Annotated in this window: 13 protein-coding genes; 8 read left to right on the forward strand and 5 right to left on the reverse strand. The window is 62.8% G+C overall.

Features of this window, described 5'->3' with window-relative positions:
* Nucleotides 1–2: 2 nt before the first annotated feature.
* Both B0G69_RS07025 and B0G69_RS07030 read left to right on the forward strand, forming a co-directional pair.
* The gene (locus tag B0G69_RS07025) at nucleotides 3–407 is read left to right on the forward strand and encodes a PaaI family thioesterase (protein WP_121316238.1); all 405 of its coding nucleotides are present in this window, start codon (nucleotides 3–5) and stop codon (nucleotides 405–407) included.
* A 42-nt stretch (nucleotides 408–449) separates the two neighbouring features.
* The gene (locus B0G69_RS07030; RefSeq protein ID WP_121316239.1) at nucleotides 450–1,325 is read left to right on the forward strand and encodes a patatin-like phospholipase family protein; all 876 of its coding nucleotides are present in this window, start codon (nucleotides 450–452) and stop codon (nucleotides 1,323–1,325) included.
* Between the two features lie 100 nt (nucleotides 1,326–1,425).
* Here the strand turns inward: B0G69_RS07030 and B0G69_RS07035 are convergent, their stop codons facing one another.
* Nucleotides 1,426–2,439, reverse strand: coding sequence for a D-2-hydroxyacid dehydrogenase family protein (locus B0G69_RS07035; protein ID WP_121319168.1), 1,014 nt, complete (start codon nucleotides 2,437–2,439; stop codon nucleotides 1,426–1,428).
* A gap of 378 nt (nucleotides 2,440–2,817) precedes the next feature.
* Between B0G69_RS07035 and B0G69_RS07040 the strand changes: the two genes are divergently transcribed.
* Complete coding sequence (locus tag B0G69_RS07040; RefSeq protein ID WP_121316240.1) at nucleotides 2,818–4,674, forward strand: phosphoenolpyruvate carboxykinase (GTP); 1,857 nt, start codon at nucleotides 2,818–2,820, stop codon at nucleotides 4,672–4,674.
* Between the two features lie 12 nt (nucleotides 4,675–4,686).
* Here B0G69_RS07040 and B0G69_RS40580 read toward each other — a convergent pair whose 3' ends face one another.
* A complete protein-coding gene (locus tag B0G69_RS40580) occupies nucleotides 4,687–4,959 on the reverse strand; it encodes a hypothetical protein (protein WP_147440706.1) in 273 nt (90 codons plus the stop codon).
* A 59-nt stretch (nucleotides 4,960–5,018) separates the two neighbouring features.
* On the opposite strand from B0G69_RS40580, the gene B0G69_RS07045 reads away from it, so the two are divergent.
* Nucleotides 5,019–6,119, forward strand: coding sequence for a LysR family transcriptional regulator (locus B0G69_RS07045; RefSeq protein WP_121316241.1), 1,101 nt, complete (start codon nucleotides 5,019–5,021; stop codon nucleotides 6,117–6,119).
* A 151-nt stretch (nucleotides 6,120–6,270) separates the two neighbouring features.
* Here the strand turns inward: B0G69_RS07045 and B0G69_RS07050 are convergent, their stop codons facing one another.
* The 3 genes from B0G69_RS07050 to dprA all read right to left on the reverse strand — a co-directional run bounded on the left by B0G69_RS07050 (nucleotide 6,271) and on the right by dprA (nucleotide 11,060).
* On the reverse strand, nucleotides 6,271–8,934 hold the full coding sequence (locus B0G69_RS07050; RefSeq protein ID WP_121316242.1) for a DNA topoisomerase III: 2,664 nt from the start codon (nucleotides 8,932–8,934) through the stop codon (nucleotides 6,271–6,273).
* A gap of 253 nt (nucleotides 8,935–9,187) precedes the next feature.
* Nucleotides 9,188–9,565 carry a thioredoxin family protein gene (locus tag B0G69_RS07055; protein WP_121316243.1) on the reverse strand — a complete coding sequence of 126 codons (378 nt, stop codon included), beginning with the start codon at nucleotides 9,563–9,565 and terminating at the stop codon, nucleotides 9,188–9,190.
* A gap of 70 nt (nucleotides 9,566–9,635) precedes the next feature.
* Nucleotides 9,636–11,060, reverse strand: coding sequence for a DNA-processing protein DprA (gene dprA / locus B0G69_RS07060; protein WP_121316244.1), 1,425 nt, complete (start codon nucleotides 11,058–11,060; stop codon nucleotides 9,636–9,638).
* Between the two features lie 243 nt (nucleotides 11,061–11,303).
* Here dprA and def point away from each other — a divergent pair, with 243 nt between their 5' ends.
* The 4 genes from def (at nucleotide 11,304) to htpX (ending at nucleotide 14,537) form a co-directional block, all read left to right on the forward strand.
* Nucleotides 11,304–11,807: a peptide deformylase gene (gene def, locus B0G69_RS07065; protein ID WP_121316245.1), complete on the forward strand. Its 504-nt coding sequence runs from the start codon at nucleotides 11,304–11,306 to the stop codon at nucleotides 11,805–11,807.
* A gap of 31 nt (nucleotides 11,808–11,838) precedes the next feature.
* Complete coding sequence (gene fmt / locus B0G69_RS07070) at nucleotides 11,839–12,825, forward strand: methionyl-tRNA formyltransferase (RefSeq protein WP_121316246.1); 987 nt, start codon at nucleotides 11,839–11,841, stop codon at nucleotides 12,823–12,825.
* A gap of 112 nt (nucleotides 12,826–12,937) precedes the next feature.
* The gene (locus B0G69_RS07075) at nucleotides 12,938–13,579 is read left to right on the forward strand and encodes a LysE family translocator (protein WP_121316247.1); all 642 of its coding nucleotides are present in this window, start codon (nucleotides 12,938–12,940) and stop codon (nucleotides 13,577–13,579) included.
* 100 nt (nucleotides 13,580–13,679) lie between these two features.
* Complete coding sequence (htpX, locus tag B0G69_RS07080) at nucleotides 13,680–14,537, forward strand: zinc metalloprotease HtpX (protein ID WP_121316248.1); 858 nt, start codon at nucleotides 13,680–13,682, stop codon at nucleotides 14,535–14,537.
* Nucleotides 14,538–14,859: the final 322 nt, after the last annotated feature.

Below are 14,859 nucleotides of genomic sequence, written 5' to 3' on the forward strand. Positions count from 1 at the left end.
CCATGGATGAGAAAGAAATTATCGAGTTGCTCGACCGCATCCTCGCGCCATGGGTTCGTGCGCTCACGCTGACCCCGGTCAAGGCTGATGAAGAAAGCGCCACACTGCGCCTGCCGTTTTCCGGCGGCCTGCGCCATGCGGGCGGCGTGATCTGCGGCCAAGTGTTCATGGCGGCCGCCGACACGGCGATGATCATCGCCATTTCGGCCGCGCTCGGCGGCTTCAAGCCGATGAGCACGGTGTCGCTGAACATCAACTTCATGCGCGCGGTCCGCAAGGGCGACGTGCTGATCACCGCGCGCGTGCTGCGCATGGGCCGCAATCTGGTGTTCGGCGAAGTCGAACTGTTCGATGAAACCGGCAAGATGGCCGTTCACGCCACCACGACCTACGCGCTGCTCGACTGAGACAGAAACAGCGCGGCAAGCCGCACGAGAGGAAAAACCAGGATGTTCGATCAGGTCGTATTCGCCGGCGGGGGCAACCGCTGCTGGTGGCAGGCGGGTTTCTGGGACGTGGTGCAGCCGGAGTTACAGGTCCGGCCGCGCGTCATTACCGGCATTTCGGCCGGCGCCGCGACCGCGTGCATGCTCTACACGCGCGACTCCGACTGGGTCATGCGCTATTACCAGGACGCACTACGCCACAACACCCGCAACGCTTACTGGGGCAACCTGCTGCGCGGCGAGTCGGTGTTTCCGCACTACCGGATCTACCGGCAGGCGCTGCTCGACATCTACGGCGAGAAGTTTTCGACGCTTGCCGACGCGCCGGAAATCCGCATCGGCGTGTCGCACCTGCCGCGCTGGCTGGGCGCGCGCAGCGCAGTCGCCGCGGGCCTGATCGCGTACAACATCGAGAAATACGTGCGCAAGACGCTGCATCCGACCTTGGGTCAGACGCTCGGCTTTCATCCGGAATTCGTGCGTGCGCAGGATTGCGCGAGCGTCGAGGATCTCGCGGATCTGATCCTGCAATCATCAAGTACGCCGCCGTTTACGCCGGTTCTGCGGCGCAACGGCCGGCCGGTGCTGGACGGTGGCATGGTCGACAACGTGCCGGTCGGCGCACTCGACGCCAGCGCCCCCGGTAACGTGCTGGTGATGGTCACGCGCCTCTACCCGCGGCCACAGATGTTCGTCGTGCCGCACGGCGTGCAGCAACGGCTTTACGTGCAGCCGTCGCGCAAGGTGCCGATTTCGAGCTGGGATTACACGAGCCCTTCCCAGATGACGCATGCATACAACCTCGGTCGCGCCGATGGCGAGACCTTCCTCGAGCGCGTGCCCGATCTGCTGGAGGCTGGCGCGCACGAAGCGCGCTGAGTCGAGCTGAGCTGCACGGATGGGTTGCGCGTGAGATCGCGTACCGGCCTGCCACCAGCCGCCGGCAATCGTCGCCGGGGCAGCCAGTCAACGCCCAGCTTTACCGCCGGCGCCCGCCCTGCAACGCTTCCGGATTCGCGACGCTGGCGGTATCGCCGGCGTCGAACGCCAGAATGTTGTTGAACGCCGCGGTGAAATACTGCTCGTAGCTCTCGCGTTCCACATAGCCGATGTGCGGCGTGCAGATCACGTTTTCCATTCGCAGCAGGCTGTAGCCCTGCAGGATCGGCTCGCTTTCGTAGACATCGATGGCGACCATCCCCGGCCGGTTGTGCGACAGCGCGCTCACCAGCGCGTTTTCGTCGAGCAGTTCGGCCCGGCTCGTGTTCACGAGCAAGGCGGTCGGCTTCATGCGCATCAGGTCTTCCTGCTTGACGATGCCGCGCGTGTCGTCGTGCAGACGCAGGTGCAAGGACAGCACGTCGGTCTGCTCGAAAAGCGCTTCGCGGCTCTCGGCCACGCTATACCCGTCGGCGCGAGCGGCTTCACGCGAATGCTCGCGGCCCCAGATCAGCACGTTCATGCCGAACGCCTTGCCGTAGCCGGCGACCAGACGGCCGATCTTGCCGTAACCCCAAATCCCCAGCGTTTGACCGCGCAGCACCTGACCCAGACCGAAGTTCGGCGGCAGCGCCGACGTCTTCAGGCCGGATTGCTGCCAGGCGCCTTGCTTAAGGTTAGCTACGTATTGCGGAATGCGGCGCTGCGCCGCCATGATGAGAGCCCACGTCAGCTCGGCCGGCGCGAACGGCGAACCGGTGCCTTCCAACACGGCGACACCGCGCTCGGTGCAGGCCGCAAGATCGATGTGGCCGGCCACTTTTCCGGTCTGGCTGATCATGCGCAGTCGCGGCAATTTGTCGAGCAGTTGCGAGTTGATTCGGGTACGTTCGCGAATCAGGACGAGCGCGTCGACTTCGGCGAGACGGCTTGCCAGCTGGCCGAGTCCGCGGACGGTATTGTTGAAAACTTTGACTTCGTGATCGGCCAGCAATTGAAAGCAGTCGAGCTTGCGAACAGCGTCCTGGTAATCGTCGAGGATGGCAATCTTCATGGTATGTGTCTTGCGGCGCACCATGACGGTGCGGAATCGAGTGTTATGCTCACTGTCCCTCCATGTGACTTAGGTCACATGCCGGTGTGGCAGGATGCCTTACCGTAGATGCTGCTGCAAAGTACAACAGCACCACGCTAAGGGCAAATTGAAATCGTTTTTAACAGTTTGTTGCGTGTTGAGGCAAGCCGCTTTACAGACGGTTGCAGAAGCCCCGTCAATAGGGCGCCTCCGCCAGACAGACTGGATGGCTCAGGATGACCTGCGCAATTGCGCGTCGGGTAGTCGACACCTCGCGTGATGAATTGAATGCCTCTCGCATGCAGCGTCGCCGGGCTAGTACCGTTTTTCTATTGCTTTCAAAACGGAGACAGGTCGATGAATCATCCCTCATTTGAAGGACAGCCAGCTATCAAGGCGCCAGCGTGGGTCAAGAACCGCAAACTGATCGACTGGGTGCGGCGGGTTGCCGCGATGACCAAGCCGGCCAGGATCGTCTGGTGCGACGGCACGCAGCAGGAGTACGACCGACTTTGCGCGCAGATGGTCGAAGCGGGCACCCTCAAGAAGCTCAATCCAGCGAAACGTCCCAATTCTTACCTGGCATGGTCCGATCCTTCCGACGTCGCGCGCGTCGAGGATCGCACCTTCATCTGCTCGCAGCGTGAGGAAGACGCGGGCCCCACCAATAACTGGATCGCCCCGGACGACATGCGCGCCACGCTCGACGGCCTGTTCGACGGTGCGATGCGCGGCCGCACGATGTACGTGGTGCCGTTTTCCATGGGGCCGCTCGGGTCGCCGATCGCACACATCGGCGTCGAGTTGAGCGACAGCCCGTACGTCGCGACCAACATGCGCATCATGACGCGCATGGGCCGCCAGGTGTACGACGTGCTGGGCGAAGAGGGCGACTTCGTGCCGTGCGTCCATTCGGTCGGCGCGCCGCTCGCGGCGGGAGAGGAAGACGTGTCCTGGCCGTGCAACAAGACCAAGTACATCGTCCATTTCCCCGAATCGCGCGAAATCTGGAGCTACGGCTCCGGCTACGGCGGCAATGCGCTGCTCGGCAAGAAGTGTTTCGCGCTTCGCATCGCCTCGACGATGGGCCGCGCCGAAGGCTGGCTCGCCGAACACATGCTGATTCTCGGCGTGACGTCGCCGCAAGGGCGCAAGCATCACGTCGCGGCGGCGTTTCCGTCGGCGTGCGGCAAGACCAACTTTGCGATGCTGATCCCGCCGGAAGGCCTGAACGGCTGGAAAATCTCCACGATCGGCGACGATATCGCCTGGATCAAGCCGGGTAAGGATGGCCGTCTGTACGCGATCAATCCCGAAGCGGGATATTTCGGCGTCGCGCCGGGCACGAGCGAAAAGACCAACTTCAACGCGATGGCCACGCTGAAGGAAAACGTCATCTTCACGAACGTCGCGCTGACGGACGACGGCGACGTCTGGTGGGAAGGCATGACCGACGAGCCGCCCGCGCACCTGATCGACTGGCAGGGCAAGGACTGGACACCGGCCAGCGCGAAGGAGAGCGGACGCAAGGCGGCGCATCCGAATGCACGCTTCACGGCGCCGGCCTCGCAATGTCCGTCGATCGACGCGGACTGGGAAAATCCGGCTGGCGTCCCGATCGATGCATTCATCTTCGGGGGCCGCCGTTCGACCACCGTGCCGCTCGTCACCGAAGCGCGCAACTGGGTCGAAGGTGTCTACATGGCGGCGACCATGGGCTCCGAGACGACCGCCGCCGCCGCCGGCCAGCAGGGCGTGGTGCGCCGCGATCCGTTCGCGATGCTGCCATTCTGCGGCTACAACATGAGCGACTACTTCGGTCACTGGCTGAAAACCGGCGAGCGTCTCGAAAGACTGAACGCCAAGCTGCCGAAAATCTTCTGCGTTAACTGGTTCCGCAAAGGCGCGGACGGCAAGTTTGTCTGGCCGGGTTTTGGCGAGAACATGCGCGTGTTGAGCTGGATGGTTGGCCGGATCGAAGGCACGGCGCAGGGCGAGGAGCACGCTTTCGGCGTGTCGCCTCACTACGAGGACATTGACTGGAGCGGGCTGGACTTCAGCCGTGAGCAGTTCGAGCAGGTGATTTCGGTCGACGACGCCGCGTGGCGCAACGAACTCGCGCTGCATGCGGAGCTATTCGACACATTGCGAAATGGTTTGCCCCCCGCTTTGACGCAGGCCAAAAAGGCGCTCGAAGGGAAACTCGCAGCTTGATCATGTGAGCGTTCACTTCTCGACTAAAGCCGCCTTCGGGCGGCTTTTCTTTTCTGATTCGACCCCCGCTCGAGGATTTTTTCTGATTCCGCAATGCTGGAGCGACCTTTGCGTCTGTTCGAACAAAAAAGACTGTACTAGCTGCGTCGCAGCAAATTGTTTCGTTTCAAGGAACAATCGACGGTCATGCCCCACATTAGGGAATACAGTCGCACGAAAATTGACAATATTTCCGGTTTCGCGGGCAACTTCTGCACGATTTCGCGAGTCGTAGGAGAATTCCAAGTTCGCTGCACTGGTTTTCACCAATTGTCAGAAAGCTGTAACACGGCAGGAGTTGTCCTATGGATCATTTGCAGTCGATGCGAGTTTTCGTCAAAGTGGCGGATCTCGGCAGTTTTGCCCGCGCTGCGAGCGCGATGGATATTTCCAACGCGGTCGCCACCCGTCACGTTGCCGACCTCGAAGGCCGTCTTGGTACGCGGCTGCTTAATCGCACGACCCGCAGCTTGTCGCTGACCGAATCAGGTCAGGTGTATCTCGAGCGTGCGCGCCAGATTCTCGACGAACTGGAAGACGTCGAACAGATGGTGGTGGCGCGTAATCACGAGCCGGTCGGCACGTTGCGAATCGTCGCACCGGTCGTCTTTGGTTTGCATAATCTCGCGCCCGTGCTTCAAACGTACGCGGAGCGCTATCCGAAAGTCATCCCCGATGTCACGCTGGTCGACCGCCAGGTTGATCTCGTCGAAGAAGGCTTCGACGTCGGCGTGGTGATTGCGCGGCAAATGCGCAGTGCCAGCATCGTCACGCGGCGCCTGACCACCGGCTGCATGACCGTGTGCGCGACGCCGGCCTATCTGGAGAAGCACGGCACGCCGACGCGTCCCGAGCATCTGCTGGAGCATCCGTGCCTGAGTCTGCCCTCCGAGTACTGGGGCGACGAGCGAGTGTTCACGGGCCCGGAAGGCGAGGTGCGCGTGCGTCCGTCGAACGTCATCGTTGCGAATAACACGGAAATGCTGCGGCAGTTTGCGCTGCTCGGCATGGGCATCGCGATTCTGCCGAGCTACCTGATCGGCCGCGACATGACACGCGGCAGACTGGTGCGCTTGCTCGGCGATTACCGCTTGCCGCAGGTGGAGATCAACATCGCCTATCCGAGCCGTCGTCACTTGCCGGCGAAGGTGCGCACGTTCATCGATCATCTGGTCGAGCACTTCAACCAGACGCCGAACAGCGTGCTCGGTGAGCAATGGATCAAGGACGGCCTCGAGCGGCCCGTTACGTCGGCGGCGTTCGATTCCGCGGACTCCATGCCGCCGGAAGCGTTCGATGGCGCCGAGCCGCTGTCGCGGCTGCTGGACAGCGAGCTGGCACCCGTGCCGAAGACTTTGGCAAAGACGACGAATCGCACCCGGCCAACGGCTTTGTCGCCGCTGTAACGGTTGGGATGACAGAAGGCAGCAACGCAGGCATATGCCTGTGGACATTAAAAAGGCGCAGTCACCAAAAGTGACTGCGCCTTTTTTCATGGCAAGCGCGGAGGAGACCTGCCGGACGTGAAACGTCTTCCGGCGCGGCTATCAGCTTGAATCAGGAGCCGGTTTTACGCGCTACCGCTTTCTTCGCGGGCGCTTTCCTGGCTGCTGCGGTTTTGCCCGCAGGCGCTTTCTTCGCCGCAGCCTTTTTAGCGGCGGGCGCAGTCTTTACCGCCACTGCCGTTTCTCCATCGTCCGACTCCGGCGCCGCCTTCGCAGCCGATTTGGCCGCCGCGGTCTTCGCGGCAGTCTTCGCCGACGGCTCTTTCTTCTCGAATTCGAAGCCGATCTTGCCGTCGTTCTGCTTGACGAGGAACGCCTTGAAGTTACGTCCGGTGCGCGACGACTTGAAGTTCGTCAGCAGGTCCGTGCGGCCTTCTTCGAGCAGCTTGGCCATCTGCTCACGGGCAATTTCCTGCTGCAGGATCACCTTGCCCGAGCGGAAGTCGCAGGTCTTCGGGTTGGCGACCGAGTTCTCGCAGACGTAGCTCATGCCGTGTTCGAACACGCGACCCTTGCACTTCGGGCAAGCGCCCACCGGCTGCTGATCCGAGAAGTCAGGCGGTTCACCGTCTTCGCCGCCCGCATCCTGGCCGAAATCGAACTCGAGCTTGTAGTTCTTGATCTCGTCGTCCAACGACAGCTTGAGGATCGCCGAGAACGGCCGCCCCATTTTGCTGCGGAAGCCCGACAGCGGTCCGATCGTCTTGTTCTGCAGGAGTTCTTCGACTTCTGGAATTTCGAACTGGCGTCCGCCCGGAATCTTCGAAATCGAAAACTCGCATTTCGAGCAGGCGAAACGCCGGTAGTTCTCCTTCACCTGACCGCCGCAATTCGGACACGGCGTCTGCAACGTCGCGTAATCGCCCGGGATCGTGTCGGAATCGTATTCCTTCGCGCGCTTGACGATCGTCTGCGTCATGCGTGCGATTTCCTGCATGAACGCATCGCGAGGCAGGTTGCCGCGTTCCATCTGCGAGAGTTTGTATTCCCACTCGCCGGTCAGTTCAGGCGCGGTCAGCTCTTTCACGCCGAGGCCGCGCAACAGCGTCATCAACTGGAACGCTTTAGCGGTCGGAATCAGATCGCGGCCTTCGCGGATCAGATACTTTTCACCGAGCAGACCTTCGATGATGGCCGCACGCGTAGCCGGCGTGCCAAGCCCCTTGGCCGCCATCGCTTCGCGCAACTCGTCGTCTTCGACGAGTTTGCCCGCGCCTTCCATCGCCGACAGCAAGGTCGCTTCGTTGTAGCGTGCGGGCGGCTTGGTCACCAGTTGCTGAGCGGCGATCTTGTCGGTCTTGACCTTCTCGTCCTTTTGCACCGGTACCAGGTTCGCGTCTTCACCGCTGATTTCACGGCCGTAGACCTGCAACCAGCCGGGTTCGACGAGCACCTTGCCTTCGGTTTTGAAGTGATGGCCGACCACTTGGGTGATCCGCGTCGTCACCCGGTATTCGGCGGCGGGGAAGAACACCGACAGGAAGCGCTTCACGACGAGGTCGTAGAGCTTCTGCTCCGGCTCGGACAGATTCTTCGGCGCTTGTAGCGTCGGGATGATTGCGAAGTGGTCGCTGATCTTCGAGTTGTCGAAGATGCGCTTGTTCGGCTTCACCCAGCCCTTGTCGAGCACCTGCTTGGCGAACGGCAAATAGTTGTTGCTTTCCTTGAGCATGCCGAGTGTCTGCTTGACCGTATCCATATAGTCTTCCGGCAGCGCGCGAGCGTCGGTCCGGGGATAGGTCAGCACCTTGTGCTTTTCATACAGCGCCTGGGCGAGGCCCAGTGTGTTCTTCGCCGAGAAGCCGAAGCGGCCATTGGCCTCGCGCTGCAAGCTGGTCAGGTCGAAGAGGGCCGGCGACAGCTGTGTGGACGGCTTCGATTCTTCGGTCACTGTGCCGATCTGGCCGCGGCAGGCGGCGACGATCGTTTCGGCCGCGGGCAGCGCCCACAGACGCGAATCGCGCTTTTCCGGGTCGAACTCGTCGCGCTTGAATTTCGGATCGAACCAGCGGCCTTCGTAGAAACCGCCCGCACAGACGAACTCCGCCTTCACTTCCCAGTAGTCGCGCGGCACGAAGCGGCGAATCTTCTCTTCGCGCTCGACGACGATCGACAGCGTCGGCGTCTGCACCCGCCCGACCGTGGTCAGGAAGAATCCGCCGCCCTTGCTGTTGAACGCGGTCATTGCCCGCGTGCCATTGATGCCGACCAGCCAGTCCGCCTCCGAGCGGCAGCGCGCCGCATCGGCGAGCGGCTGCATCTCTTCGTCGCTGCGCAGACGGGCGAAGCCGTCACGGATTGCGCCGGCCGTCATCGATTGCAGCCACAGACGCTGCACCGGCTGCTTGGCTTTGGCGTGCTGCGCGATCAGGCGGAAGATCAGCTCGCCCTCGCGCCCCGCGTCGCATGCGTTGATCAGACGGTCGACGTCCTTACGCTTGAGCAGCTTGGTCAGCACCTTCAGGCGCGACTCGCTCTTGGCGATCGGGTTCAGATCGAAATGTGGCGGAATGACGGGCAGATTGGCGAAGCTCCACTTGCCGCGCTTGACTTCGTAGTCTTCGGGCGCGGCAATTTCCAGCAGGTGGCCGACTGCCGAGGAAAGGACGTAGTCGTCGCTTTCGTAGTACTCGTCATGCTTGGTAAAGCCGCCCAAAGCGCGCGCGATGTCGTTCGCGACGGAAGGCTTTTCGGCGATGATCAGTGCTTTGGACATGACTCGATGTGAGGTTGGTAGATCCGGGTTGTTGGCCTTGAGTGCGCCATTTAAGCGCGCGACCCTCGTTTGCGACCTTTGCGACCCATTGACGACCGCTTTATAGCACACGGCGCGAAGGCGGCGTGTCAAGTGCCCTAAAAGCGCGCCATCATAATTGCGCGCTCAGACGTTGGGCAAGCTGCGGCAAACGTGCTGTGTAGCGCTTTCAACACGCTCTCGCAGCGACAGTCGAGCGGCGGCGCCGCCGCGGTCAGGCGACCGTCAGCGCGGGCCGCAGCTTCGGCGCGCCGGTGATGCCAGGCACGGCCGTCAGGTCCAGCAACATCCGCTCCACAATCGACGCCTGTGGCAAAACCGTACCGAAAAAGCGTGTTGTGACCGAGTCTTCGATCAGGATGGTCGGGAAGTTCTCGACATCCAGATCGTCGAAGCGATCCGCATGGGTTTCGATGTCGATCCATGCGAAACAGATATCGGGATGCCGGTCGGCCAGTTTGTCGAAAGCGTCCCGATAATCACGACAGGTCCCGCACCATTGCGCGCATAGGCACGCCACGAACAGCGTGTCGGGCTCGTTGACGCGCTCGGCGATCCGGTCTTGGTCGGTGTCGAGATTCAGCGCGGGCATGTGGTGGGTTCCTTGCGTACTTTGTCAGGTGCTTTGGCGCGAATGTAGCATGGCCGATGCCGAAGGGTGGTCAACCCTGGTCCACGCGAGCTCGGCTGTGGCTGGCCCGCATGAAACGGCCACCGGGCAGCAAGGTCACCTGTCCGGCGAGTTCCAGTTGCAGCAACGTGGTTTGCAGGGCCGAGTCCTCCATCTCGGTGCGGGTGGCCAGGATTTCAAGCGTGGTCGGCGAGTGGCCGAGCGCCGCGAGGAGTCGCTGCGCATCGGGAGTGGCCGGGGTAAGGGGCGGCGCGGGCGATTCTGGCGTTGCGAAACCGGCGCGGGCCGCTGCTTGCTTCGCCGCCGCGGGTCGTGGTTTCAGCGGTGTTCCTGCTGCTAGCGACAGCGTGGTCGAGTCAGGCGCGGCCTCCGAGCCGGCACATACCGCTCCGCTCGCGTCTGAAGTCGCCGATTTCGAGTGATTCATATCGGCGGCCGGCGCCGTTGCCAGCGCGGGCTGAACCTTTGCCGAAGCGCCGACTGGCGGCGTATTCCGCGAATCGACGCCATCCCGAAGCACAGTCTGCGTTGAAGCCGGGGCAGCACGAACCGCCGGCCGCCTGGCAAAGCCCAATTCTTCCAGCACTTCCTCGGGCGATTCCACCAGCTTTGCGCCTTGCTTGATGATCCGATGACATCCGCGCGACAGCGGCGCGTGAATCGAGCCGGGCAACGCGAAGATGTCGCGTCCCATTTCATTGGCGAGCCGCGCGGTGATCAGCGAGCCAGAGCGCATCGCCGCCTCGACGATCACCACGCCGCTGGCCAGCCCGGCGATCAGGCGGTTACGCTGCGGAAAATTGGCGGCGCGCGCGGGCGTGCCGAGCGGCCACTCCGAGAGAATCGCGCCCTGCACCGCGATCTGCCGCGCCAGCGCATGATGCGCCGCCGGGTACACGAGATCCGCGCCGGTGCCGATCACCGCCACCGTGCTGCCGATGCCTTCCAGGCCGCCCCGATGCGCGGCGCCGTCGATGCCGAGCGCCAGTCCCGACACGATGACCACACCTGCAGCCGACAGCTCGCGTGCGAAACGCTCCGCGTCTTCGACGCCTTGCGGCGTCGCGCTGCGGCTACCGATGAGAGCGACCGCTCGCGTATGCACCAGATCGAGCCGGCCTTTTATATATAGAAGTGGCGGCGGGTCGGGCATGGTCAGCAGCGCGGGCGGGTACGCGGGGTCGTCGAGTGTCACGACCTGATTGCCTGGCAGCTCGCGCCATGCGATCACCGCGTCGAGTTGGGCGTCGAATTCGGGGCCCGGCGGCGCGAGCGCGGCGCGCGCTGCGGCTTCGCCGGCGACCCCGGCCAGGGCTTGCGGCGATTGACCTAAAATCGCTCCCGGCAATCCAAAAGCGCTCAGCATCAAGCGCAGCGCCGCGGGTTTCAGCCCCGGTGCGAGCGACAGCCGCAGCCACGCGGCGAGTTCGATGTCGGTTGCGGGCAAGGTGTGCATTGCGAGTCGCTCCTTCTGCAGGGCCAGCGGGCAGGCGGGCGCCATGCTAAAATTTTCATCATCCGAAATAACCGCAGCGCCGCGCCCACCCGCGCGGGCCCGTCGTTTAGCGCATGTGGCGCGTTGAATCGAACCGGTTCGACACCATCTATCCTCGGCGCAATACGATGGGCCCACAACCTGGCCGAACGGCCAACACGAACCCTTCGACGGTCAGCGGCGCCTCAAATCACACTCGAAATCATGGCTTTACTGAATATCCTCAACTATCCGGACAAGCGTCTGCACAAGGTTGCGAAGCCGGTCGAACAGGTCAACGACCGGATTCGCCGTCTCGTCGCAGACATGGCCGAGACCATGTATGCAGCGCCTGGCGTCGGCCTCGCCGCGACCCAGGTGGACGTGCACGAACGCGTGATAGTGATCGACGTATCGGACACGCACGACCAGTTGCTCGCGTTCATCAATCCGGAAATCCTCTGGTCGAGCGACGAGCGCAAGCTCTCGGAAGAGGGTTGCCTCTCGGTGCCGGGCATTTATGACAACGTCGAGCGCGCCGAGAAAGTGCGTGTGCGCGCGTTGAACGAGAAGGGCGAAACCTTCGAACTGGATTGCGAAGGGCTGCTCGCCGTGTGCATCCAGCACGAAATGGATCACCTGATGGGCCGCGTGTTCGTCGAGTACCTGTCGTCGCTGAAGCAGACGCGTATCAAAAGCAAGATGAAGAAGCTCGCCCACGCAATGTAATGCGCGTTCACCTCGTCCATCGTCCCCGTTCATGAGTCATTCGTTGCGCGTCATCTTTGCCGGTACGCCGGAGTTCGCTGCGGCCGCGCTGGCCGCGATTCACCGTGCCGGTTTTCCGGTGCCGCTCGTGCTGACCCAGCCCGACCGGCCCGCTGGGCGCGGGATGAAATTGCAGGCGAGCCCCGTCAAGCGCTACGCGCAGGAGCACGGGCTCGAGGTCGCGCAGCCGCCTTCGCTGCGCCGCGCTGGCAAATACCCGGCGGAAGCCGCGGCCGCGATCGAGCAGCTGCGCGCCACGCCACACGACGTCATGGTGGTCGCCGCCTACGGCCTGATCCTGCCGCAGGAAGTGCTCGATATTCCACGGCTTGGCTGCATCAACATTCATGCGTCGTTGCTGCCGCGCTGGCGCGGTGCGGCGCCGATCCATCGCGCGATTGAAGCGGGCGACGCACAAACCGGCATCACGCTGATGCAGATGGACGTCGGCCTCGACACCGGCGCGATGATCTCCGAAGCGCGCACGCCGATTTCCGCCGACGACACCACCGCCACGCTGCACGACCGTCTGGCGCAGGATGGCGCGAAGCTCATCGTCGACGCGTTGATCGAACTCGAGCGCAACGGCAAGCTGACATCGACCCCGCAACCGGCGGACGGCGTGACCTACGCGGAAAAAATCGGCAAGCACGAAGCCGCCCTCGACTGGCGCCGCCCGGCCGAGGTGCTTGCGCGCCAGGTGCGTGCGTTCGATCCGTTCCCCGGTGGCGTGGGCACGCTGGAAGACGGCAGTTCAATCAAAATCTGGGCCGCGATTCCCGCTCAAGCCCAAGGCAACAGCGCGCCCGGCACGATTACCGAAGTCTCTGTCGACGGCGTGATCGTGGCTTGCGGCGAAGCCGCGTTGCGTTTGACGCAATTGCAGAAACCCGGCGGCAAGCGCCTGCCGGTGCGCGAGTTCCTCGCGGGCTCGACGTTGGCCGCGGGACAGCGTTTTCAACTTCCCGAAGCAAAGTAACAGCTCGCGCATGTCTTGAAAATCGGCCGTTTGGCCGATGTTCAAGACCGCCGCCGCGACCCTGCCGCGCGTTAGAATCCTCTATGCAGTCGCCCAAATTTCGAGGTTTTCAATGTTCGGCATTACCCATTTCGAGTTTTTCGTCGTTGCTGTCTTCCTTCTGAACGTGACGCCCGGTCCGGACACGGCGTACATCGTCGGGCGCAGCGTCGCTCAAGGCCGTGGCGCGGGTCTGATGTCCGCACTCGGCATCTCGGCGGGCTGCTGCGTCCATTCGCTTGCGTGCGCGTTCGGTTTGACCGCGCTGCTGGCCGCCTCGACCACGGCGTTCACCGTCATCAAGTTCGCCGGCGCGATTTATCTGATCTACCTCGGCGCGCGCCTGATTTTCACCAAACCTGCAGCGCGGACGGCGGTGGGCGACGCACGCGCGGCCGATGCACCCAAGTCGCTGAAGCAGCTTTTTCTGCAAGGCTTCTGGACCAATGTGCTGAATCCCAAGGTCGTGCTTTTCTTCGTATCGTTTTTCCCGCAGTTTGTGACAACCGGCAGCGAACACAAAACTTTCGCGTTCCTCACGCTCGGCGCGGTGTTTGTCGTGATGAGCATGTTCTGGAACAGTTTCGTCGCGTGGATCGCGGGCAGCGTGACGCAGCGCTTTTCGGGCAAGCCTTCGGTGAAGAAGTGGCTGGATCGGGGCGTCGGCAGCGCGTTCGTCGGCCTCGGCATCAAGCTCGCCACCGCATCAAGATGATTGAATTTTCTCCATCCGTCCTTATCTAACGTTTCGCTTACAATCAGGCGCCGCGTTCTAGCGGCGCAGAGATGGAGCCCACGTTTTAGGAGTTGCAGACATGTTCAATTGGGTCAAAACCGCGATGTTGATGGCCGCGATCACGGCCCTTTTCATCGTGATCGGCGGGATGATCGGCGGGTCGCGCGGCATGATGATCGCGCTCGTGATCGCCCTCGGGATGAATTTCTTCTCGTACTGGTTTTCGGACAAGATGGTGCTGCGCATGTACAACGCGCAGGAAGTCGACGAAAGCAGCGCCCCGCAGTTCTATCGCATGGTGCGCGAGCTTTCCACGCGCGCCAATCTGCCGATGCCGCGCGTCTACCTGATCAACGAAGATGCGCCGAACGCCTTCGCCACCGGCCGCAATCCGGAGCACGCGGCGGTCGCTGCCACCACTGGCATCCTGCGCGTGCTGTCCGAGCGCGAAATGCGCGGGGTGATGGCGCACGAACTGGCACACGTGAAGCACCGCGACATTCTTATTTCGACCGTGTCGGCAACCATGGCCGGCGCCATTTCCGCACTGGCGAACTTCGCAATGTTCTTCGGCGGCCGCGACGAGAACGGTAATCGGTCGAATCCGATCGCGAGCATCGCCGTCGCGTTGCTGGCGCCGCTCGCGGGTGCGCTGATTCAGATGGCGATTTCACGCGCGCGCGAATTCGAGGCCGACCGCGCTGGCGCGCAGATTTCCGGCGACCCGCAAGCGCTCGCTTCGGCGCTCGACAAGATCCATCGTTACGCGAGCGGGATCCCGTTCCCCGTGGCCGAGCAGCATCCGGCCACCGCGCAGATGATGATCATGAATCCGCTGTCGGGCGGCGGCATCGCGAATCTGTTCTCGACGCACCCGGCCACTGAGGAACGCATCGCGCGTTTGATGGAAATGGCGCGCACGGGGCGCTTCGAGTAACGCCGAGTGACGTGACGGAAGAAGGCGGGCCCGCAGGCCCGCCTTCTTCATTTCACGCGCCGTAAGAGGGCGCATGCGGAAGCGTCGCCGGATGATTTCACGAAAAATCTCAGATAGCACCACCCGGCGAATTCGCTTCACCTCTTTCCTGCCGTTGCAGCGAACCCGCGCTCGCCGCTACGCTCGCACGATTAGCCTATGATTGGCCGCCCCTGATTTGCCATGACTCCACCGTTGGCCACCCAGCCGCGGCGGCCCCGGCCCGACGCCACGCTACAATGTGTGCTGATTGCGCCGCGCGCACCGTGCGGCCTGCCTTTGC

The sequence above is a fragment of the Paraburkholderia sp. RAU2J genome, assembly GCF_003634845.1.
In the GTDB taxonomy this organism is placed as follows: Bacteria; Pseudomonadota; Gammaproteobacteria; order Burkholderiales; family Burkholderiaceae; genus Paraburkholderia; species Paraburkholderia fynbosensis.